The 24089-nt window shown below is 40.7% G+C and carries 21 protein-coding genes; 4 read left to right on the forward strand and 17 right to left on the reverse strand.

The annotated features are described in order from the left end of the window. Positions 1-35: 35 nt before the first annotated feature. The 4 genes from FY049_RS01630 to FY049_RS01645 all read right to left on the reverse strand — a co-directional run bounded on the left by FY049_RS01630 (position 36) and on the right by FY049_RS01645 (position 4272). Positions 36-947 (reverse strand): alpha/beta fold hydrolase, encoded by a 912-nt coding sequence (locus FY049_RS01630; RefSeq protein ID WP_004717586.1) that lies wholly within the window; start codon positions 945-947, stop codon positions 36-38. Further along, a complete protein-coding gene (locus FY049_RS01635; protein WP_056513119.1) occupies positions 944-1879 on the reverse strand; it encodes a metal-dependent hydrolase in 936 nt (311 codons plus the stop codon). The genes FY049_RS01630 and FY049_RS01635 overlap by 4 nt, the downstream gene beginning before the upstream one ends. A gap of 16 nt (positions 1880-1895) precedes the next feature. Continuing rightward, positions 1896-2762, reverse strand: a complete 867-nt coding sequence (locus tag FY049_RS01640; protein ID WP_056513122.1) for a metal-dependent hydrolase — start codon at positions 2760-2762, stop codon at positions 1896-1898. Between the two features lie 361 nt (positions 2763-3123). Continuing rightward, the gene (locus tag FY049_RS01645; RefSeq protein ID WP_446083026.1) at positions 3124-4272 is read right to left on the reverse strand and encodes a DUF1624 domain-containing protein; all 1149 of its coding nucleotides are present in this window, start codon (positions 4270-4272) and stop codon (positions 3124-3126) included. A gap of 191 nt (positions 4273-4463) precedes the next feature. Between FY049_RS01645 and FY049_RS01650 the strand changes: the two genes are divergently transcribed. Beyond that, positions 4464-4847: a hypothetical protein gene (locus tag FY049_RS01650; protein WP_004717594.1), complete on the forward strand. Its 384-nt coding sequence runs from the start codon at positions 4464-4466 to the stop codon at positions 4845-4847. 240 nt (positions 4848-5087) lie between these two features. Here the strand turns inward: FY049_RS01650 and FY049_RS01655 are convergent, their stop codons facing one another. Together FY049_RS01655 and pdxR (FY049_RS01660) are read right to left on the reverse strand one after the other, a co-directional pair. Further along, positions 5088-7415, reverse strand: a complete 2328-nt coding sequence (locus tag FY049_RS01655; protein ID WP_446083027.1) for a TonB-dependent receptor domain-containing protein — start codon at positions 7413-7415, stop codon at positions 5088-5090. A 146-nt stretch (positions 7416-7561) separates the two neighbouring features. Next, positions 7562-9040 (reverse strand): MocR-like pyridoxine biosynthesis transcription factor PdxR, encoded by a 1479-nt coding sequence (gene pdxR / locus FY049_RS01660; RefSeq protein ID WP_446083028.1) that lies wholly within the window; start codon positions 9038-9040, stop codon positions 7562-7564. A gap of 108 nt (positions 9041-9148) precedes the next feature. On the opposite strand from pdxR (FY049_RS01660), the gene FY049_RS01665 reads away from it, so the two are divergent. Further along, on the forward strand, positions 9149-9604 hold the full coding sequence (locus tag FY049_RS01665) for a GNAT family N-acetyltransferase (RefSeq protein ID WP_056513136.1): 456 nt from the start codon (positions 9149-9151) through the stop codon (positions 9602-9604). A 102-nt stretch (positions 9605-9706) separates the two neighbouring features. On the opposite strand, the gene pdxR (FY049_RS01670) is transcribed toward FY049_RS01665, so the two are convergent. Beyond that, a complete protein-coding gene (gene pdxR / locus FY049_RS01670; protein WP_446083029.1) occupies positions 9707-11137 on the reverse strand; it encodes a MocR-like pyridoxine biosynthesis transcription factor PdxR in 1431 nt (476 codons plus the stop codon). 109 nt (positions 11138-11246) lie between these two features. Here pdxR (FY049_RS01670) and FY049_RS01675 point away from each other — a divergent pair, with 109 nt between their 5' ends. Together FY049_RS01675 and FY049_RS01680 are read left to right on the forward strand one after the other, a co-directional pair. Beyond that, entirely contained in the window at positions 11247-12029 is a 783-nt protein-coding gene (locus FY049_RS01675; protein WP_004717605.1) for an aldolase, read from the forward strand. Positions 12030-12034: 5 nt separating this feature from the next. Next, the gene (locus tag FY049_RS01680; protein ID WP_446083030.1) at positions 12035-12919 is read left to right on the forward strand and encodes a dihydrodipicolinate synthase family protein; all 885 of its coding nucleotides are present in this window, start codon (positions 12035-12037) and stop codon (positions 12917-12919) included. A gap of 217 nt (positions 12920-13136) precedes the next feature. Here FY049_RS01680 and FY049_RS01685 read toward each other — a convergent pair whose 3' ends face one another. From FY049_RS01685 to FY049_RS01730, 10 genes are all read right to left on the reverse strand, one after another. After that, complete coding sequence (locus FY049_RS01685) at positions 13137-14330, reverse strand: hypothetical protein (RefSeq protein WP_446083031.1); 1194 nt, start codon at positions 14328-14330, stop codon at positions 13137-13139. A 144-nt stretch (positions 14331-14474) separates the two neighbouring features. Then, a complete protein-coding gene (locus tag FY049_RS01690) occupies positions 14475-16115 on the reverse strand; it encodes a thiamine pyrophosphate-binding protein (RefSeq protein WP_056513148.1) in 1641 nt (546 codons plus the stop codon). Between the two features lie 38 nt (positions 16116-16153). Next, positions 16154-17620: an aldehyde dehydrogenase gene (locus tag FY049_RS01695; protein ID WP_004717613.1), complete on the reverse strand. Its 1467-nt coding sequence runs from the start codon at positions 17618-17620 to the stop codon at positions 16154-16156. A 12-nt stretch (positions 17621-17632) separates the two neighbouring features. Continuing rightward, positions 17633-18424 carry an aspartate dehydrogenase gene (locus FY049_RS01700; RefSeq protein ID WP_446083032.1) on the reverse strand — a complete coding sequence of 264 codons (792 nt, stop codon included), beginning with the start codon at positions 18422-18424 and terminating at the stop codon, positions 17633-17635. Positions 18425-18433: 9 nt separating this feature from the next. Next, positions 18434-19228 (reverse strand): SDR family oxidoreductase, encoded by a 795-nt coding sequence (locus tag FY049_RS01705; RefSeq protein WP_327857564.1) that lies wholly within the window; start codon positions 19226-19228, stop codon positions 18434-18436. Between the two features lie 20 nt (positions 19229-19248). Continuing rightward, positions 19249-20061, reverse strand: a complete 813-nt coding sequence (locus tag FY049_RS01710; RefSeq protein ID WP_327857565.1) for an alpha/beta fold hydrolase — start codon at positions 20059-20061, stop codon at positions 19249-19251. 42 nt (positions 20062-20103) lie between these two features. Beyond that, complete coding sequence (locus tag FY049_RS01715; RefSeq protein WP_004717620.1) at positions 20104-20625, reverse strand: cupin domain-containing protein; 522 nt, start codon at positions 20623-20625, stop codon at positions 20104-20106. A gap of 24 nt (positions 20626-20649) precedes the next feature. Beyond that, on the reverse strand, positions 20650-21873 hold the full coding sequence (locus FY049_RS01720; protein ID WP_004717622.1) for an MFS transporter: 1224 nt from the start codon (positions 21871-21873) through the stop codon (positions 20650-20652). 40 nt (positions 21874-21913) lie between these two features. Then, a complete protein-coding gene (locus FY049_RS01725; RefSeq protein ID WP_105713501.1) occupies positions 21914-23125 on the reverse strand; it encodes an NAD(P)/FAD-dependent oxidoreductase in 1212 nt (403 codons plus the stop codon). 25 nt (positions 23126-23150) lie between these two features. Further along, complete coding sequence (locus FY049_RS01730; RefSeq protein WP_004717628.1) at positions 23151-24083, reverse strand: VOC family protein; 933 nt, start codon at positions 24081-24083, stop codon at positions 23151-23153. Positions 24084-24089: the final 6 nt, after the last annotated feature.

Genomic DNA, 24089 nt, shown 5'->3' on the forward strand with positions numbered 1-24089 from the left:
ACCATCATCGTTGATTGGGCTATTTGATCCGTCTCTTAAACGATAGCTATGGCTTTATTGACTAAAAACAGTTGCACAAATTGCTGAATCTTATCCGCCACTGCCTGTGGTTGACTTAAAATCCCCCAATGCCCTGCCGAAACTTCGCTATAGCGAATATCATCCCCCCACTCTTCCATCCCACGGCTTAAAGCAAGCGGTACAAATGGATCTTGATTCATCAATAACATTTGCACAGGAATGGTTGTGGTTCGACCTGTCGGCTTGAATAATGCTTTGGTTAAATTTTGACGATATAGACCTAAACCACTGATGGCATTGCGAAGTTGGGTCGGGCTCTTATCAACTGAGGTTTTTTCTAAATACCCCACCAGTTTTGGCCATACTTTGCCAAGACCTAAACGCCAAGTCAGTTCAGGAAGTACAGGGATTTGTAACATTGCCATATAACTTGATGCTGACACTCGCTTAATCACGTTGAAATAGCCTTGTAAGTTACCTTGGGCCAACTGGCGATGAAACCACCACCCTACATGATCTGTACTTGGCGCCAATGCAGTATAAGACGCAATTTGAGACTTTAATCGGTCAGCCAATACCGCTTCCCAACCTTGTAAAGCGCCCCAATCATGTCCAACCAAATGGACCGATTGATGTGGGCTCACTGCTTTAATCACTTGGGATAAATCTTCGATCAAATGTTCAAAAGCATAATCTGCTGTTGTTTTTGGAATATCAGATAATCCTGTACCACGTACATCATAAGCAACCACATTAAAATGAGGGGCTAAATATTGTGCCACCGCGTGCCAGACTTCAGCAGAATCTGGATAACCATGTATCAATACAATAGTATCTTGATCAACATCTAAGCTGCCCCAATGGTAAGCAGCCAAACAGATATTTCCTGAATGAACATATAGCTTGGTCTTATCAAAATGCTTCATGAAACCACCCGCGGAACAGTTTCAGTTTTTTGCTGATATGCAAGTACCCCTGCTGACTGTGCCAAGTAGGCTTGAGCAAGTTCAGTTGAAGCTTCGTAATAGGGATGATAGTTGGGCTTAAAAAACCGTAAACTGGTCTTAAAAAACCACACTGGTCCTGGTATATAGCCATTTAAATCAGAACGATGCCAAGCTTTCCAAAAAGCGGGTTGCCATAAGCTTTTTTGGTTTTGTGGAATAGCAGGATCATCTTGAGCCAGTTGTACAGTACCAGCCGCCATGAGATAGGTAAAAATAGGAGCGGTCACAGCCATCACCGCAACACGTAATAAATAACTCCCTGAAATATGCTGATAAACATCATAAGCAACCGTACGATGCTCAACTTCCTCAGCACTATGCCAAGTAAACAAGTCACTTACCACAGGATCTCCACCACGTGCCTGCCAATCTGAACGGGTTAATACATATTGACCAATTGCTGCAGTAAAATGTTCAGCCGCGGCCACTAACCCAACTCGCGCATTTAACCAAGGTCGCTGCCAGACTTTAGGTAAGTTAAAACCCAAAGGTTTGTCCGCGAGTAACCGATCAAATAAGCCAACAACTCGTTTATATTGGTTCTCCACATCCACCCCATAACGTAGCAAATATTCTTCGATTGAATCCTTGTGCGCTTGTGAATGAATGGCTTCTTGTCGAATGAAAATTTTGGCATCTTGCTTAAGTTTTTCATCATGAATAAAAGGTAAAGCTTTATTGAACATTCGACAGAAAAAATACTCTCCTCGAACCAAGGTAAAACTAAAATGATTGACACCATGACTTGCCAATGGGTCTTGTGGTATCCAGTGTAAAGGCGAGTGCTCCCATTCAAATTTAACCTGTCGAGGAATCATTGCCCAACTTGCTTTTGATGCTTCAGATCGCATAATTCTTTCCTCAGAGTTATGATGGTAAATGATGAGGCGTTTCAGATAGGCCTATTTTTACTTTGGTTTTTGCCACGATTTCAGACTCATCCGTATCATTGGGATGGAAATTAAAACGGTAGTAATCTATAAATTTAGGAATAAAAACTTTATATTTTTCCACACCATGCTGAGCAAATTTGCGCCATGATTTTAGATTTAATAATTGGCGATCGCGTTTTAACAGCACAACTTGATAAACACTCGACAATGCAGTAATCAAAACCAGACTAAACGTGAAAATCGCAACGCGAGGAATATAAGCAGCTAAGCCCTTTCCATATAAGTATTCATACATGTCATAAGCCACAGCCTTATGTTCGGTTTCTTCAACACTGTGCCATAACCATAAATTACGAATGCTTTCATCCGTCATCAATTCATTGACATCTTTCATCATCTCCACCACCAACACTGCGGTGTAATGTTCCAGACCCACAGTCACCAAGAGATTCCACTTTTTAGGAAAAGTACGTTCAATTGCTTTTAATATGATCCCTGTGACTTTTTCTAAAGATTCCGGATCTAAACCATATTGTTGTGCACTGACATGAAAAGCATGATGTTCTTTAGAGTGCATGGCTTCTTGTCCAATAAAGGCTCCAATATCACGGTCTAATTGTGGATTATTTTTAATTTTTTTACGTAAGGCTCGCACTGAACGGACAAAGTACGATTCACCTTCTGGAAAAAGTGTTGATAGACCTGTGAAGTAATGAGTAAAGGTTGGTTCGTCATTACACCAATACTTGGGCATATCCTGAAACTCATAATCCATACGACGTACTGGAAATGATGCAGGTGTTTTTTGCTTTGATTTTTCTTTCACCGCTGATATAGACATGGTTCACCTCAAGAATTTATCTCAAAATAACAAGTTCCAAAAAGGAACTAATAAAATCAAAATAATGATCCATGCTGATCTTGTCAATCAAGTGAATATGCTTTGGCTCAAGGTTGTCCTTAAATGACAGTATCATTCCTATAAAGACATCTCGATAAAGACAGGCTATAAATATAAGGTGAAAAATAAATTAAAATATTGAAGATGAAATAGCTTTAATACAGTCCAAGTCGTCTTTAGGCTGTTCAGCACTAGGTTAAGCATTCAAAAATATTAAAAAAATAGTGATATCCATCATTACTGGACATCACTATTTTAGATGCTAGATATGCTTTTAAATTAAAACTATACTTAACTTATCTTATAAGTATTTAAGAATAGCGATATGTTTGTTTTTATGTTTGTAATCAGAAAATTTAACCATTAAAGGATATAAAATTATGCTGAGAATAATCGCAATCCACCACAATGTAGACACCGAATCGACACCAAAATAATCTCCATGATTTTTCCCCAAAAAGGCAACCACGAGCAAATATAAAGCCTTTAAAACATATAAGTGAACAATATAAAAAAACATTGGTACAGAACCAAATATGATCAAGGGTTTGATCCAAGGTTTTGTTTCGATTTTTTGCAAACAGACCAAAAGAACCAGTCCAACACCAACGTTCCATAAAATGAAAAATAAAGATGGTGGATATTTGGTTAGATTCATAAAACTCATGAATGTTTCAGTCCATGTCGGCATGACCGTCCAAGCATGATCTCCATATACATTGATCGCTCTTAAAAGCAAAAATAAAGCAATACTGGAAAAACCAAAAATGAGTAATTTTGTATTTCTAGATTGGTTTTGTTGAGATGAAGCAAAAACACTTGAACCAATACAATATCCTAAAGTAATCACACCAATCCAAGGTAAAACAGGATAAGAGGTTCGAATACGAATCAGATTGCCAAACTCAATCCAGCCCCGTTCATGCAAAATGAACCATAAATTCTGTATGAAAGGTACATTTTCAAAAGACACTTGATCAAGCACATTGTGCCCAAAAATAATCACAATGCTGATTATCCATAATAATTTTTGTGGCAATCCAATTAAAGCTGCCAACGCCAGCATACTTAAACCAATCGCCCAAATCACTTGTAGATAAATCACATCAGGTGGGAACTTGCCAGTCCATGCAAAATTGATCACCACCAACTCAAGAAAGATCAGAAATAATCCGCGTTTAATCAAAAACTCACGTGTCATCGCTAGACTATTATTTTTAGCTTGATAGAGATAGGCGGATAAGCCTGTCAAAACAATAAATACTGGAGCGCATAAATGGGCCAATATTCGGCTAAAGAAAAGTGACGTTTCTGTGCCTGGAATCAGCATTGGATCTGGAACTTGATGATGGAGGTAAAAAGTTTCTCTGACATGATCAACCATCATAATCAAAATCACCAAGCCTCGTAATGCATCAATCGCTTGTAAGCGTTGCGAAGGAATAGACATAGAAAAAACAACAAATTAAACGTTATGATATAATATAACAATTAATTTCATTATTTTAAAACCATCTCATTAAAAAACATCAATTTGTACCGTTATTTCACAGCAACACTTAAAAAATTTACCAATTATCACATAGACTTTTTGCAAAATTTAATTGATAATGATTATCAATTTCATTATATGAAAAATTGGTGAACACTTTGGAACAGCCTACTTTAGCGACTGAAGCGATTCGAGCATTTTTTACCTTACAATGCTGCTGGTTAAACAGTGAAGAAATTTATCTTGAACAAGGTTGTTTGCATTGTGGTTCGGCAGCAACTTATTTAATTTATTTTACCCATGCCCCTATTCAAAAATTAATGCTTGATTTTATTCAAAAATATAACTGCCATAACAGCAAAAAATCAGACTTACTCGACTTATTAGACTTTGAACAGAATTATAATGATTTTTTACAAGTGCTTGAAAGTGCAGTAAACAGTTATGCTCGACAATATCAAAACCATGCTTGTCATTTGGCATTTGAAAGTGTTGAATCTATTTTTGAACGTGAAGCAGCTATTGCATGTTAAAAAATTGATGCTGCAATAAATCAAACTGTAATGATTAAATCGAATAGACTATTTTTAACAGCTATTTTTTAAATTAATTTTAGGGTCTGTTGACATCAATTTTTCATTCTCAATCTATCAAAATAAAAGGGGCCAACTCGTTGCTTGAAGTCTTCTCAACAACAGCAACTTATTGACCCCGATAATAAATCTTAAGTTAAGACCCAACATATAAAAACTTAACCAACAAAAGTTAAGCGATTAAATTTTCATACTTATACCCAGCTGTACCCCACGCCCAGGAAGTGGTGCAATGTATTTTAATGGCGAGTTCTGTGGTCGTGCATCTTCATTTAACAAATTAGATCCATTGAGGAAAACATCAAAATTGGCATTTTGTAATTTGAAGTGTTTCTGAATTTGTAGATCCAGCAAGTTATAAGACGGCAATGGAATTTCTTTAGACACATTTTTGCCTAAATACTGAGCTTGATCATAGTAAATATTGGATAAGCGTGCTGACCAATCATTTTTATTCCATTCAAGGTTTAGCCCATAACGGTTCGTTGGCATGTTGGGTAAGTAATTTCCATCATTTGCCAAACTGGTTTTGTTTGGATTAAGGTTTTTATTTTTCACCAAGTCAGCAAAAGCAGAGATCAAAAGATTACCATACTGATTGAGTTCAAACTTTTGTTTTAAATCAATTTCAAATCCAGTAATTTCAGCATCTGTCTGGGTCCAATATTTAAGTGGCAAGCGATTACGCATTTGTGCCCCTGAATGGGTCAAATACAAATACTTGTCATATTTCATCTTATATATAGTCGCTTCAAAATTAAAATTTTTATAATTGAACAGACCTGTTAACTCAAGATTTTTGGATTTTTCTTCTTTGAGTTTTTGGTTACCTTCTTCTTGTAACATAATTGAATAATGTGGATGGCTGGCATAAAGTTCATTAATTTCAGGCGCTCTATCTGACACTGAATAACGCAACTTTAAACCCAATAGATCATTATATTTTAGGTATGAACCGAAACTGTAGCTTTCAAGATTAAATTTTGTATCGGTGAGTTTTGTATTCGGTGAATTTCTGGATGGTACAAAATCACTTTTTTGAATTTTATGTTCAACCTTTTCGTTACGATAACCAGCATCGAGTTCTAGCCAATCAAAGTCTAATTTTTCCTTGATAAACACGGCTTGTGTTTGCGTATTGATATTCGGTAAATAACGTAAATTTCCATGTCCTACCACTTTACGATCAATCTGATTAAAGCCAATAAAACCATTCCAAAATTCAACAGGTCTATGCTTCAGTAATAATTCAGCCTGTTGGGTATCAAATTTATAGTTATTGGCCATTTTTGATCCTAAATATTCCCCTGATGTATTAACGCTCTTACTCACATCAAATTGTATTTGTTTCAATAACAACGGGCTAAAATTAAACTCGCTGTCTAAGGCATATCTTCGCTGATCTGTTTTCACCCCGACTGGTATGCTGTCACTAGTAGATTGAAAAGATTTATTTTCAAGAGAAAATCCGGGTACCCCATATTCACTTTTTTTTGAATCAGCACTGAGCCCAATACGTCCATTGTTGAGAAAATAAGTGCTTCCAATCGCAAAGTGTTGATTGTCTAAATAGCTATTGCCCAGCTTGTTCTTATAGTTGGGTGTGACATCTTTATTAATTTTGTTTTCAGTATATTGCTGGGTATTGGGTACATATTTAGGGTTTACTGGATTGGTATAGGTTTTTCCACTCCAAACTGAGGTAGGTTTATCTGTATAGAAGGAAAATGAACCATCTGCCCAATCGGGATTTTCCGTCATAAATTGGTCAATATAAGGCTGTGATGCAGTATTATAATTTTTTTGAATGCGTGCTTCTTTTTGGCAAGCATCTGCCAATGCTGTATTTACCCCACCCGTCGCTGGAAATACACCACTATTACATACGCTCGCTTTACCCTCTCCCGGAATTTTATAAGCTGACATATCTTGGCTAGAAAACAATAAATTGGTAGAAAAGTTACTTTGGTTATTGAGATTGAGTTTAAAACCTTTGGCATCAAAATCATTCCAGCCCTTTTTCGCTACAAGCTCTAATTGAGAACTTTTATTCGGCATCGCTGTATCGATTAGACCAGAATCAATATTCACACTTCCGCCAATGGCATTACCACCATAACGCACACTGTCTGAAGATTTATTGACAGTAACAGATTGAGTGAATAAAGGATCAAAAGGGATATTAATATTGCCGCTGATACTATTCATTCCATAAATAGACTGACCATTTTCCAAAATCTGCACCCGGTTTCCACTTAAACTGCGAATCACAGGCGCACCTGAATTGGGACCAAAAGCGCTGCTTTGTATCCCTGAAAGATGCTTTAAAGCATCACCTAAAGTTTTATTGTCTGCATTTCTATTTTCTACAATGATACTTTGATTGATAAATGGATCATTTTCGGCATTTACTCGAATCACTGGAAGTACAGTCAGCTGTTTATTTTCAATCGCATATGCAGGAAAGACCGGTAAAGAAATAGCGATTGCTAAAGTATGGTGACGCATCATGGATTCCGAATTGTAATTTATTGTTATGTTATAACATTACATAAACAGATGTACAACAATTATCATCAGTGCTTATACAGCTAGACCAGCTAGCGATTTATATAGGAAATGAAGAAATATAGAAGATGAAACTGGAATCCGTGTTACTTGTGCTTGATCTGTTGCGCCAGCTTCTGAATATTCATGCCAATCTCATCTGGAGTATGCGCTGCATAGCCAAACAATACCGCAGCTTTTTCATAAGGCTGTTGACAGTAGCGAGATAAAGGCTGAACAGCCAGATTAATAGCAAGACACTGATCAATAAAGCTTTGCTCAGTCCATGGGGCTTTTAGCCAACAAATCAGATGAATCCCTGAGTCGGTTGGCTGAACAGTCAATACATCTGCAAGAAACTGTTGAATCGCAGCAATTAATGCCTGTTGACGTTCTTGGCAAGCTTTACGCACTTTACGTACATGGCGTGCATAATGCCCCTCTTTGATAAACAAAGCCAAAGCCGCTTGTTCTAAATAAGCACTCCGCGTATCGGTATAATATTTTGCCAGACTCAATGTTTCTATCAGCGATTCTGGAACCACCATAAATCCAAGTCGAAACTCAGGAAACATCATTTTAGAAAAAGTACCTGAATAGATCACTCTTTGCTGTTGGTCTAAGCCCTGTAAGGCTTGAATTGGATGAGTTCCATATCTAAACTCACTATTATAATCATCTTCAAAAATCCATTTTTGCTGACTCGCTGCCCATTCCAATAGGGCCAATCGTCGACTTAAACTGAGTGTTCCACCTAAAGGGAACTGATGAGAGGGTGCGGTATAGATGAATTTACTTTTGGAATAATGCTGAATAATCTCAGCAATTTTCATCCCTTCGTGATCACTTGATACAGGATGAACTTGGATGCCAAAACTCCGAAAAATATTTAAAGCGGCATCATAGCCAGGCTCATCTAAACAGATCTGATCCAAAGGTTGTAATAATGCATAAGCTGCAAGGTGAATCGCTTGTTGGGTACCATTTACAATCAAAATTTGTTGTACATCGCATTTTAGCCCCCGCGTAGAACGAACATAATCACAAATAGCCTGACGTAAAGGCAAATAGCCACGACAATCATGAAACTGACCCAATTGCTGATGAGACTGACGCCAAGCACGCCCCAATAATTTTCCCCAAAGCGAATGTGGAAATAAATCGGTACAGCCAACACCAACATGAAATATTTTTTCACCCTGCCCAGATACATTTTGTTTCTGCCAAGCAGGTAATAAATTTGCGATATGCGGATTAATATTTAGCTTATGACAGACGTCAAATGCAGATTCTGTCGCTATCTCTTGTATAGAAATTAATTGGTCAGGAATCAGCTCTGCGACATAAGTACCAGAGCTTGGCTTAGTCACAACATAGCCTTCATCCAGTAAACGATCCATTGCAGCCAAGACTGAATTTCTAGAAATCGACATCATTTCCGCCAAGACACGACTAGAGGGCAGTTTGGTTCCAGAAGCCAGTCGACCATCTAAAATTGCATCACGTAAAACACTATATAAACCCTCTTTAATCACCCCTTTAGGCAAGATCAAATGGGGGAAATAAGCCGATGCTGCTGTCGCCATAAGTAAAACTGGTACTATTAAAAATACTTAAAGTGTATCTTATTTCAATACCACAATCACACTTAAACTCATTTCTCCTCTTTCTTTCCCGACGACTGGAGAATACCTGTGGAAAATTTAGTGGTTCAAATTGTGCCTGTTGCACAACAAGACTATAAACAATGGGTAGAGTATTGGCTGGCTTATCAAGACTTTTACAAAGTGGCTTTATCCAACACTGTTACGCAAACCACTTGGCAACGTTTTTTTGATGATCAAGAACCGATATATTGTGCTGTTGCTAAACAAGCTGAGCATGTTCTCGGCTTTGTACATTATGTTATCCATCGCTCGACATGGGCCGAGACCAACTTTTGCTATCTAGAAGACTTATATGTTTCTCCACAGGCAAGAGGTCAACATGTAGGCAAGCGTCTGATTGAATATGTACAACAGCAAGCGATTGTTCAACCCTGCGCGCGCTTGTATTGGCACACTCAACAAAGCAATCAAACTGCACAAAAACTCTATGACTGGATTGCTGAAAAACCAGGGGTCATTGAATATCGTATGGCTTTAAATTAATCCATAAAAAAACCAGAAACACAATGCTTCTGGTTTTTGCTTAAACCCTTCTAAAGTCAGTTCAACAAGATTCAAAATACTTTCTAAGTTTCTTGAGCATCATCAGCTCACAAAAACCTGATACAACTTTTCAACAGTTTGACGGATTTCCAATTCGGTCAGGGCTGCAAAACCAAAACGAATATAGAAGCTGTGATCGGAATGATGCCATTCCGAACCAAAATCATATTCAGAATCAATATGTAATTGTTTTAAAACCGTTAAAAACTGCTGTTGAAAAGGCAATTTAAACTTTACCCACAACGCCATGCCGCCTGCAGGTGGCGCTATTTCAACCCACTCTTTAAAAGTTTGCTGAAAAGCCCTCACAGCAAAATCTCTACGTTGCTGATAAATCTTACGCATTTTACGGATATGCCGCTTAATTTCACCCTGCTGCATCAGTTCAGCCATTGCCAATTCAGTAATCGCATTGCCCTGTTTATCGATCAGCAAAATGTCTTGTTTCATCGCCTGAATAATCTGTACATTGGTCACCACATAACCGATTCTTAAAGTGGGCGCAAACACTTTAGACAAAGAGCCGATATGAATCACTTTGTCTGCTGCCGGTAAGCTGATTAACGGCGGAATGGGTCGACTGTCATAATGAAATTCATGGTCATAATCATCTTCAATAATATAAAAATCAAAGGCTTTAGACAGCTCTAACAGCTTTAATCTTCGATCCATAGACATCGTCACTGTCGTTGGATATTGGTGATGAGGTGTGGTGTATACCGCAGCAACTGCATGGCTGGACAAAATTTCAGTTAAATGATCGGTATCTAGACCATGCTTATCCAAACGCACGCGAATAATTTGATAATGATTAGACAGGAATGTTTCCACTGCAGGTGGATAAGCCCATTGCTCTACCACAATAATATGACGCTGAGACTGATGTTGAGCCAGAACCCGCGCAGCTAGAAAAATTCCCATTTGACTGCCACGAACCACACAAATGTTTTCCATAGAAGTCTGTATAAAACGCTCCATAGACAACATCTTTAATAAGGCTTGACGAAGTTCTAAACTGCCCTGCGGATCTCCATATCCCATGGTTTGATGACGTGTTACTTGGATCAATGCATGCCGATAAGCCCGAGAAAACAATTCATACGGGATCAACCGATTATCTGGCACACCATCATTTTTGATCAGCACCTGAGTTGGCAAAACTGCTGTGATATCGACCTGTTCGAGTGTAGGCGATGACTGCGCTTTTAAGTCAGGTAAATTCTCAGAGACAAAGGTGCCTTGCCTAGCTTTTGAAACCAGCCAACCCTGTGCCTCCAAATCTTCATATACCGATTGTACGGTTTTTCGGTTAATCCCGAGTTCATCCGCCAGTGTACGTGAACCTGGCAAGCGTGTTGCCTGAGTAATTCTGCCAGATAAAATCTCTTGAATAATCTGATTTGCCAACTTTAAAAAAAGGGTCTTTTCTTCACGATCTTCTAAATGTAGCCGAATTTTCCAAGGCTGACGCATAACTCTCTGGCCCATATAAGTTTTAGAAACTGGATATTTTAATCCATCCACAGAATTTTTATTCTGTACTTAGGCGATGTGAAAATCAACTCAGCGAGAGGTTTTATTTATGCAAACGGCACAACTAGATAAACAGCAATTGATGCAAAATGCGCAGCAAAATATGCAGCAATTTATTCAAGATTCAAACTACACAGATCGACAAAAGTTGGCATTAACCTGCCGTATTTTATTTGACCACGGCCATGATGCTGGCTTAGCGGGACAAATCACTTGTCGTACCACGCAAGGCAATAGCTTTATCACCCAGCGTTTTGGTCTCGGCTTTGATGAAATTACCGCGCAAAACTTATTGGAAGTTGATGAAGATCTAAAGCCACTTGATCAACAAGGCATGGCAAATCCTGCAAATCGCTTTCATACATGGATTTATAAACAACATCCTGAAGTGAATTGCATTATCCATACCCATCCAACACATATTGCAGCGTTGTCGATGCTCCGTGTGCCCTTAGCGATCGCACAAATGGATACCTGCGCTTTATATGAAGACTGTTCTTTTGTGGAAGAGTGGCCGGGAGTCCCCGTCGGCAATGAAGAAGGTATTTTTATTTCAGAAGCCTTAGGTAAAAACCGCGCTGTACTGCTGTCACATCATGGTCAGCTGGTGGCAGGTAAAACCATTGAAGAGGCTTGCAACTTAGCCATTTTAATTGAACGCGCTGCCCGACTTCAGCTTTTGGCAATGGCTGCTGGACAAATTCAACCTATCCCACATGAACTGGCAAAAGAAGCTCATGACTGGGTCTCTACCAACAAGCGTAATAATGTCAATTTTGCCTACTATGCGCGTAAAGCTTTAAAAAATCATGCGGACTGTATCGAGGAGTAATGAAAATGAAATTAGAAGGCATTATTGCATACCCAATCACACCATTTCACCCAGACACACAAGCTGTCGATGTGGATGCACTGACCATCACATTAAATGCTCTGCTGGAACAACAATGTAATGCGATTGTGCCATTGGGCAGTGCTGGTGAAAGTGCTTATTTATCTTGGCAAGAATGGCAACAAGTCGCACAAAAAAGTATCGAAGTCGTTAATCACCGTGTCCCGGTCATGTTGGGAATTTCTGAACTCACAACGGCGATGGCAATTCAAAAAGCCCAAAAAGCCGAGGAGCTTGGCGCTGATCTAATTATGGTGATCCCAGTATCTTACTGGAAACTCAATGATCAAGAAATCTATGATTATTATCAGCAAATTGCCGCATCGACCAAACTGCCGATCATGGTCTATAACAACCCAGCAACCAGTGGCGTAGATATGTCACCAGAATTGATCGTGAAAATGTTTCAAGAAATTGAGAATATTTGCATGGTTAAAGACAGTACGGGTGATATTCAGCGCATGCATAAATTTCATGAATTATCTCAAGGACAGTTGCCCTTTTATAATGGCTGTAATCCTTTAGCACTTGAGGCATTTTGTGCAGGGGCAAGTGGTTGGTGTACTGTGGCGCCAAATCTACTCGGTCAGCTACCAAGTCAGTTATATCAGGCAATCAAAGATGGTGATTTAGACCACGCCAAAGCCTTGTTTTATCGTCAATTGCCTTTGTTGCGCTTTATTGTACAAGGCGGCCTACCGAAAACAGTCAAAGCAGGTTTAAATGAATTAGGTTTTTCTGTAGGTGAACCAAGAAAGCCATTACAACATGCCACCCCACTGGAAGTTCAGCAATTGAAGTCGTTGATGGCCTTAGCAAAACAAACGTAAACGATCGTCGTATGCGCTTGTGAAGTTATAAAATTGATCCGATAAACATGCTTTGTTGCATACATAGCCGATCCGCTGCTTTGACAGATACTCATTTGACAAATACTCAAATAATAAGTAAATGTCATCCAGCAGTGTTTAAATCTAAGTGCAACAAAGCAGTTATTGCCATAGCAAATATCGGCATAACAAACAGATCAATTCCCAAATCTGCTTTCTAAAAACTAAATCCAAGGTTTAAATTGATACGATACAACCATTGGTCACTATAGGGTGAAACGGTCGAGCTAAAACCGGTTGAATTCATTGCACCGCCAATAATATTGGCATTTTTCCCCCAAGTATAATCGGCCCACACCATAAAGGGTGACGCAATAAACATCATCCCAGTGTTATTCATTTGAGAATCCGACCAATCATCACGTTTCTTATCCATATAACTATAATCATTGTAGAATCGGATCGCTTTGAGTTTGCCCATATTTTGCATAGGTAAGGTATAGGCAAGATTTAAACTGGCAACTGTCGCTTCAGAGGCAATAAAATAAGCAGGGGTAAATCCATTATTCCCCATTAAAGTCATATCATTATTGACCCCGTCAGGGTTCTTTGCATCATATTGATAATGAATCACAGAGCTTTGTAAATTAAAGCGTTTGTAATTGTTATCGCTATGCACACCCACTGCATAATATTGGCCATTTTTATCGGTGGTTTTATTATGCAATTGCGCAATTGCCCCAGATACCCCGACTTCCTGCTTACCCACCTTGGTGTCTAACTTGCGCACAATCCGCGTATTGAATTGATGGCGCTTTTCATTTTGATAGGCTTTTTGACTTGGAAATGCATTGTCGGCAAGATCATCATAAGTGGCACTTTCGGGCGAATAGCGCAGATTGGTTGCCAGCATTTCAGGGTAATAGCCCAGTTTTACATCCCAGTCCTGATTATGAAAATTCCAGTTCAAACCTGGCGCAATGTTATTGCCATAGCCCAAAAAGAATGGGATATGGTAAGTCCAACCATTTTGCGGATAAGGATAAATCGCAAAAGGTTTATATACAAAGCCGGCTTCTAAACTATTCTGTTGATCTAAATTATAGCCCACGTAGGCTTTTTCGATCGAGCGTTTCTCTTGGTCTTGAAACAAGTAGCTTGCATTAAAATAGGCATCGTCAAATTTACCTTTGACATCGACTCTAAAAATATCAAAATAGAGTTTGCCAAAGCCATCATTAGGTCCTTCCCAATTTTCATAGCGTTGGTTTAATCGCACCACGCCACCCAATTTTATAGAGTCCGTCTCATCTTCACTTTTCCATTCTAATGCTGAGCTTTGCGCCAAAACATTGGATGTGGTACCCAAATACAATGCTGCAAGTAGCATCGCGATAGCTGTCTTTTTCATAATTGCTTCCTTCCCTTGTGTTCCAACGATCCTGTTGGACTTTTGTTTTACCTATAAAACATAGTTTTTATTGTATTTTGAGCAAAAAAAATTGCTGGTGAATTTACTGAACATCCGATGCCAACATCGAATGTTCAACTGGGTTTAATAGAGTTTTTTCTGCGGCGGTCCTGCAAAGTTCAGTGGTCCAATCGAATTCATATCCAATTCGATCACACTTGGCCCTTGAAAATCGACTGCTTGTTGAATCACGCTTTTAAACTCATCTGCACTGCCCACTTTCCAGCTTTTCACTCCCATTGCTTCCCCTAAGACTTTATAATCTGGGGTATGCAATTCGTTGAAATATTGACGCCCACCAAAGTAATTCTTTTGAATACCACGCATTACGCCATAACCGCCATCGTTCATGATCATCAGCACCATGTTGGTATTTTCTTGTGCCATGGTGGCAATCTCACCGATACCGAGCATCAAACCACCATCGCCCACGAGACCAATCACTTTTTTATCTGGATTGGCAATAGAAGCGCCAATTGCCGTGGCTAAACCAAGACCAATTGCCCCAGCAAGTGAGTGAATATTTTGATTCGGTGCTTGTACTGGAAATAGTCGGCTGCCCCAAGTACTGCCTGACATGGTAATGTCACGTACAAAGATACCGTCTTGTGGCAGTGCCGCACGTAAGTGATCACAGATCAGTGCATATTGATCCAGCTGAGTACGCAGTGCCTCAATAGCGGACTGTTTTGCTGCAACAACCGCTGCATCATAATCTGCATCAACTTTTGAGATACCGCTTAGCCCTGTGAGCACACGTTGTAATACATCTTTGGCATCAGCACAAATGAAGTTACGAACTTTATAATTACGTTGCTGCGCCACTGGATTGGCATCAATCTGAATCAGATTATCAGGGAACTGTACCGAATAGGTTTTGGTTTCATTGCTGCGTAAACGCGAGCCCACCACCACCAATAAGTCAGCCTGTTTTAACAGTTGCTCAACCCCTGCTGAGTTATGGAATGCACCTAAACTGCGTGGATGCTCATCTGCTAACACACCACGGGCATGGGTCGAAGAAACAACAGGAATCCCAAGATCTGCAATGGCTTTCACCTCATCAACACTATTTAACGTGCCACCACCAATCCAAAAGATGGGGCGTTTGGCTTTTTTAACTTCTTCAACAATTAAATCAATTTCAACTTGCTCAGCCTGCGGTAATTCAAGCGCTTTGACAGGACCTAAATTCAATGGCAAGTCAATTTCTGCAGCTTGCACATCAATCGGGAGCTCAACGCTTACAGGCCCCATCGGTACTGTGGTTGCAACACGAATTGCTTCACGAATTACACCCACTGCATTGTCTGGGCTGGTAATACGAAATGCAGCTTTGCTTGAAGCACGTAAGAAGGTCAGTTGATCTTTGGTTTCATGGATAAAGCTAGCATCACGATCAAGATATTCACGTTCAACTTGCCCAGTTAAATGCAACACAGGACTCCCAGCATTCATCGCTTCAATCAATGAACCTACTGCATTGCCTGCCCCTGCACCGGTACTGGTCAAAGCAACCCCTAAACCTTTAAAGCGTGAGTGACCATCTGCCATCGTGACTGCACCTGCTTCGCCACGCGCTGCCACAAAACGAATTTTTTCACGACGCCCTACAGCATCTGCAATTGGTAGGTTATGAATTGAAATCACCCCATAGATACTTTCCACTTGGTGTGCTTCTAAAACACGCGCGATTGCTTCGCCTACATTTACACGTTCTGTCATTGTTTATTCCTCGAAAACTTTTTCATTCCATGAATTTATTATTCACACCAAGGATTTGGCTGTTCGCTTAATCCCATATAAATACTTTTTTGCTGCATATAAGACAAAATACCTAAACGCCCTTTTTCACGCCCGATACCACTTTCTTTAAAGCCACCAAACGGTGCCGAAATAGAGAATTTTTTATAGGTATTAATCCAGACTGTACCGACTTCCAAAGCACGTGCAATTTGCCAAGCTTTACGGTAGTTTTCAGTCCAGATTCCTGCTGCAAGCCCAAAACAACTGTCGTTGGCTTGAGTGATTAAATCGGCTTCATCGTGATACTTCATCACCACCAAGACTGGACCAAAAATCTCTTCTTGACAGGTTTGTGCAGTATTATTTAAGCCTGTGATGATGGTCGGTAAGTAGTAACTTCCTTTCGCCAAATCACCATCCGTCAGCGCTTGACCACCCACTACAACTTGACCACCTTCTTGCTTGGCCAATTGCACATAGGCATCGACAGAAGCCAAATGCTTTGGATTAATTAAAGAGCCCAAATGTACACCCGCTGTTTCTGGATGTCCCACTCGTAAAGCTTTGGTAATTTCAACCAAACGCTTAAGGAACTGATCGTAAATACTGTGATGCACGAAGAGTCGTGAACCTGCAATACAGGCTTGTCCTGCGGAACTAAAGATCCCATAAGCCACACCTTTAGCAGCCAATTCAATATCTGCATCAGGCATAACAATCGTAGGGGATTTTCCACCAAGCTCTAATGAGGTGGTAATCAATTTATCTGCGGCAAGATGAGCCAAATGACGCCCTGTAGTGGTTCCGCCAGTAAATGAAATTTTGCGGACCAAAGGATGCTTTACGATGGCATCACCAATTACAGAACCACGCCCCACTAAAACACTGAGTAAGCCTTTTGGCAGTCCTGCTTGTTCAAAGATTTTGGCGAGTTCCAAGGCAATTAAAGACGTTGCCTCTGCCGGTTTAAGAATCACCGCATTTCCAGCAGCAATCGCAGGGGCAAGTTTTTGAACTTCACTGGCAATCGGTGAATTCCACGGTGTAATCGCGGCCACCACACCGACAGGTTCATGCACACTCATGGTCATAAAGTCAGCCGCACGTTGTGTGGTGAGTTCATCATTCAGCGTTTCACATGCTGCGGCAACATAGCGTGCTGTAGCGGCTGCACTCATCACTAAACCACGTGTTTCAGCCAGTGGCTTACCATTATCACGGGTTTGTAATTTTGCAAGCTCATCTACACGCGCTTCAATAATCTCTGCCACTTTATACAAAATACGCGCACGTTCATGTGGCATGCTATTGCGCCAGCCTGCTTGTCGCCATGCCAAATCTGCTTTTTCAATTGCTTCATTGACATCATCTAAACTCGCTGTAGAAATTTCAGCATTTACAGATTGATCTGCTGGAAACAGACTTTGAATCGTATTGCCTTTACCTAATCGCCATTCACCTGCGATATAAATTTCCTTTACCATGATCAAATCCTTTTAAATCTGAATTGCTTCAACGCTATTGCGACATGCACGAATCACGCTAAGCGCAGCCAAAGTTGAGGTTTTGGGATTGCTTGCCAAAGGCACACCCACCAATTCAATGGTCATTTCACCAAACACGCCTTCTGCCACAATGGTGTGCTTGTTCTTATTGGTTTTTGGATCAACCGTAAGCTCAACCACGGTTTCATCCATGCCTAAACCTGCGAGTGCTATGGTTGCTGCAACATTGGCATTGGCTGGAAACTTCAGTGCTGCTTCTCTGGCTGTACCACGAAAAAAAACCATAGCTTCACTGACCTGATCGAGATCAACCAATTGTTCAGCATAACTGCCACGCCAACTCTTGGGACTTTTACAGCCTTTATAGGTGACCTTTTCCAAACCACCTTCTTTTGCCGCAGAGATACCATCGATCCCCGCAATCGCACCCGCTAAAAGATGTAAATGGGCATCGTGTTGTTCCGCAGTCTGTTTCAGTTGAGAGAAAAATTCGCTATCGGCTAAGGTTCCCACTGAAATCAGACCAATGGTCCAACCTTTCTCTAACACCTTTTGGGCATGTTCTTTTACCGCCGCTTGGCCTGCCACTTCAATCACATAATCAGGCGTGCCAAGGCATTGATCAATCGAACTAATTACCTGTACCTGAGCGGATACTTGTGCCTGTACTTTTTCAACACTGCGTGCAGGCACCACAATCCATTTAAGCTGTAAATCTTGTGGCATATGTGCGTACACTTCTGCTGCCATTGCACCGAAACCAATCATCATCAACTGTTTCATGGGCACACCTTATAAATGTTTGTTAAATCCACCAGAGACATCCAAGGCTGAACCAGTGGTATAGGATGCCAATGGTGAAGCCAAGAACACCAAAGCGTGTGCTGGTTCTTCAGGTTTACCTAGACGTTGCATTGGAATACCACGGTTTTTTGCAATATTGCCTGTCCACTGTTCCCATGACGCTTGGCTATCTGAACGTGTTTCAAAACGGCGTTTCCACTGTGCTGACTCCACCATGCCCAATAAAATTGAATTCACCCGAATCCCATATTGGCTAAATTCATGTGCTAAGGAATGAGTTAAATTCAGCAAAGCGGCGCGTGCCGATGAAGTCGCGATCATGTGTGGTTCAGGTTGCAAGGCCAGTAAGGAATTGACATTGGTGATTGACCCACACGCCGAATTTTTTAAATCATCTAAAAATGCACGGACAGGATGCAAGACACTGAAATACTTCAATTCAATTTCTTTCATCCAATCTTCATCTTGGGTGTCTTCAAAATTGGATACACGCCCTTGACCTGCGTTATTGATCAACATGTCGACATTGCCTAAATTTTGATTGACCTGTTGTGCAAAGTGTTTTACATCTTGTTTGTCTAAAACATTGCAGGCTTGAGTAAAAATTTGGGCTTGCGGATACTTTTCCAAAATATAATTTTTTGATTCTGCTAGACGCTGTTCATCCCGACCACACCATGCCACTTTGGCACCTTCTGCAACTAAAATTTCGACAGCAGCCAAACCAATGCCTGACGAGCCACCTGTTACTACTGCTACTTTTCCTTCAACTTGGAAGCTCATATTTTTCTCTCGTTTGAGTCTTAACATGCCGATAAAATAATGTCGTTAAACTGTTGTGGTTGATCGACATAACTCAGATGACCTGCATCTGTAATCAGATGACATCGGCTCAATTGCATTTCTGCGGCAAGGTCTTGAATACCTTGTGCAGGTGTAATTTGGTCCTGATCGCCTGCAATCACGACGCAAGGAACACGAATATCTGTTAAATAATTTCTAATTTCGTCATAGGCCAACAAATACGATGCATGGGTAAAACCGTCTAAGGTCAAATCCTGCATCACCGCTGTGACCAAAGCCAAAGTTTGAGCATCTTGTTTATAAATTAAATGCGGTCCACGACTTGCCGCCATGCCTGCATGACCTAAGCTTTTCAACAGCATTGGTCGTTTTTGATAAACCTGTGATTTGCTTTCCTCATCTGAACGTTGATAACCTTGTGCCACATTGGCAATCAGCAAAGTCTGTACACGTTCAGGATAAAGATGAGCAAAAGCACTGGCCTGTAAAGCCCCAAGAGAATGACCAACCAGAATGGCTTGCGAAATTGCCAAAGCATCGATTAAACCCAACAAACGTTGTGCATAATCTTCTGCATTCGGTTGCGCTGTATTTAAACCTTCTGATAAGCCATAACCCGGTGCATCCCAAGCAATCACACGAAAAGACTGACGCAGTACATCGAGCTGGTTGATCCATGAAGCAGAACCCGAACTAATCCCATGTAGCAAAATCAATGGCTGGCCTTGACCCGCCTCACGATAGGCGTGTACTTGACCATCCACTACAATGGTTTTGACTGGATATTTGGCTAATCGATCAAGCAATGTCATGGCTGGATTCCTTTGCTGTAGAGCTGGGCTTTGTCGATTCAATCAACGTTTGATTTGCGACAATGGATGTTCTGGTGGATAGTTCGGAATAGTCGGTTTACCCGCACCTAACATCACACACATCAAGGCATCTTCCTGACCCGGATTAAACAAGCCACGGTAAATTCCAGGTGGAATTGAAATCAGATCACGCTCTTTAAGTTTGGTTTGAAATTTTTCGCCGTTATGTTCGATAAATAGGTCAATCTCACCACGCAACATAAAAAATACTTCCTCAACATCATGATGAATATGCAAAGGCCCTTCGCACTGCGGAGGTAAAACCATGGTTGAAAAAGTGAAGTTTTCTGCTGGAACGGTGTTGCCATCATTGACTACGCCTGTTGCACCTGTGCCCATATAACGCATTTGGGCACGGCGATATTTGGGGTCATAGTCCGCTTGGAACTTCAAGGCATCAAAATCATATTTACGTGTTTCAAAACGTGCGATACGGGTATTTAACCAATCTTGTAAGCTTGTACCTTCAGGCTGTGACCATGATTCGAATTGTTGAGTAGTCATGTTTTAACTCCTAGATATCTTGAATTAATAACGTTTTAGTAAAGGAACTAAGAAGAACGATCCAATCACAGCAACTGCTGCTAAGAAGGTAATTCCTAAATTAAAACTGTGGGTTTGCATCACGATGTAACCGATCAGAACGGGTGCAATTGCACTGGCAAAATTACCCAGTCCATTAAAAATCCCACCCGCTGTCGCGCCCACATCAGCAGTGGTCACACGAGCAAGTAGTGCAAATATTGCTGCGACACCAAAGCCCCAAGCCATTGCGCTGAGAGACATTGCAACAATCACTAAAATTGGATCTGTCATAATGACCATGACATACATAAAGATGCCGGCCACCAATAAGCCACTAAAAACTTGAATGGCACGACGACCTAACTTGTCAGAAAGAAATGCACCAATCACTTCACCAATCAACATGGCGATAAATGGGAAACTTGAATAAATACCAAACTCTTTAAGGTTAAAGCCCTTGTCTTGAATCAGGTAGGATGGAACCCAACTGTTTAATCCCCACAGATAAGTCATCAGTGCAATATTAAAAATACACACCAACCAAAATGAACCGTTCTGTAATAGCACTTTGGTGTTATGGATATGCCCTTTAAAATTGACACGTTTACTGGTCGATTCCAGCTCAATGGTTTTCTTGAGTTGTAAATTACGTAAGCCAAACACAATCGCAATTAGTGCAATTACAGTTAAACCAGCCATCACAAAGAAGGTGGTATGCCAATCATGGTTTGCGAGAACAGCCGCGGTAATTGGAAAACCCAAGAAGGCACCGATCGGTGTACCCAACAAAAACATGGTGGAAGCACGTGCTTGCTGACGATCTGTATAGGTTTGTTTCACGATGGTATAAGCCAAGGCAAATAATGGGCCTTCAGCTAATCCAAGCAGAACGCGGAGAATCAACATCCCTGTATAGTTGGTGGTAAAACCCATACAGAACATGAGTATCCCCCAAGATAAGACGCTCCAAAACAGCATTTTTTTAGGGCTAAAAATATCGCCTAAGAAGCTTAAAAACACAGAGGAAAAACCATAAGCCAATAAAAAGCTGGTCATTAACCATCCAAGCTTTGCTTTGTCTTGGGCAATCCCCATCGCGCCCTGAAAGTGCGGGTCCGCAAATAAGACTGCGATACTAATTTTGTCGAAAAATGCCAGAACGACACAGATCATCAGGACAAAAGCAGGAACCCAATGCTTCAATCCACTTTTCTCTTCATTACTCATATTTCATTCCTTCGATTGAGTCATGAACCGGATTTAATGTTTACGGTTTTAATTTCATTACATTAAATTCAGGGTCTGCTAATAATTTGGGGTCTAACACGGTATTGGATTGCATCCAGCGCTTTGCCAGTTTGACCAGTTTTGAGTCATTGATCGCAATCATGTTGATCAAACAGTTTTGCTCATCCAGATAAAGATAACTGCACTGATCTGCTGCGTTTTGACGTAGCACAATCTGCTTGGTTTTTTCAGGTTGGTAAGTCCCTAAAATCTGAATATTGTAGTGATACTGGTCTGACCATAACCAAGGAATATCCAGATATTCCGTATCCATACCTAACATTGACTTTGCCGTGGCAATGGCTTGATTTTGCGCATTGGCCCAAGACTGAATGCAATAGCCCAAACTTGGATGTATCGCCACATCACCTGCGGCATAAATGTCTTGGTCTGAAGTTTGTCCAAAACCATTGACAACAATGCCATCCTTAACGTCTAAACCCGCACTCACACCCAGCTCTTTGGCAATATCTGCACCCGCACCCACCACCACACAATCAAACAGTTCACTGGCATTTGGATGATTCACCACTTCAACTTGATGTTGACCTGCTTCAATCAAATGCACATTTTTACTATTTAAATGGATCTGAGTACCTTGTTGTTGATGCATATTTTGCAAAAATTCAGATACATCCGGACTAACACTACGTGCACAAAGTCGATCACCGTATTCAAAAACATGCACTTGTTTGCCTTGTTTCCGTGCCGTTGCTGCAATTTCTAAGCCGATCCAACCACCACCAATTACTGCTAACTTTTGCGTATGTTGTAAGATTTCGGCTAAACGTTCACAGTCTTGTACATTACGTAAAGTCACTACATTGGGAATAAACTGCCATGTATTCACTGGCACACGTGCTCGGCTTCCTGTTGCAATCAATAATTTGTCATAAGGCAAAACTTGACCGCTTTCTAAAACCACATGTTTTTGTTGGCGATCCACTTGTGTTGCCACAGCGGGTTTGTGCCACTCAATGTTAAAATCTTGCATCTGTTCAGCAGAGAACAGATGCAAACTGTCATAACTGGCTTCTTTGGAGAGGACTTGTTTTGACAGGGGTGGGCGTTCGTAAAATACCCGTTCCTCATTAGATACCACATGAATTTCACCTAGAAATCCATGTTGACGGAGTGTGCTTACTGCCCAACCCGCAGCTTGTCCTGCGCCAACAATGACAATTCTTTGCATAGCTTAATCTCCCTGTTCCAACTGCTTATACAGGTTTGACTTGGCGACGAGTATGGTCATCTAAACCACCTTCAACCGCCCACTCAGTAAAGAGTTCTAAACAATGTTCTTCAACACGTGGTTGCCATTCTTCCGTCAAATAATCATCATTGGTGTAGTATTCAAATGCACCACCCAAAGGTGAGTTGACATACCAGAAGTAAGCCGAAGAAATTGGATGACGACCCGGACCAATAAAAGTAGACCATTCAGAACGGTTCATGTTTAAGCCACCGCCAATCACTTCATGAATATCACGCACCACAAAGGCCACATGATTGAGTCCAGCAGGTTTATTGGGTACCGAAAGCAAAAACAAATCATGGTGATAGCCTTTGCCACGACAACGTAAAAAAGCACCACGATTACGATAAGCATCCGATAAGAAGAAACCGAGCTTTTCGATATAGAAAGATTCTGTTTTTTCTAAATCTGGGGTAAAGAACACCACATGTCCAATCGCAACAGGTTGCCCTTTTTCATACACTGGACTGGCTGCATTGACACGAGTGATACTGCCGTATTGATTAATCCCTTCTGTTTTTAACGCAGGTAGCTCTTGGGTAAAGCTGGCTTGAAAGCGAATGGTCATCCCATTTGGGTCTAAGCATTGCAGCATGTCAGCCGTGGCTTGATAACCATCTACATCTTTCAGGCGAGTCGCTAAATCAGCCAAATCCTGTGCTGCATCATCCAAGCCCCAAGTCACTTCACGTAAAGTTGAGCCTGACTCGATGGCCTGTGGTAGACGCGGATCATCACAATCAAATAAATAAATTTTACTGCCGTTCTGGGTTTGATAAAGATCCGTACCCTCAATATCTGATTGGCTTGGCTTTAAACCAAAATCTGCCAAAAATTTATTTGAAGCAGCCCGATCCTCAACGCCAAACTTTAAAATCTCAATCCCTGTAATCATGAAACA

The organism is Acinetobacter sp. 1125_18A, from assembly GCF_052824985.1.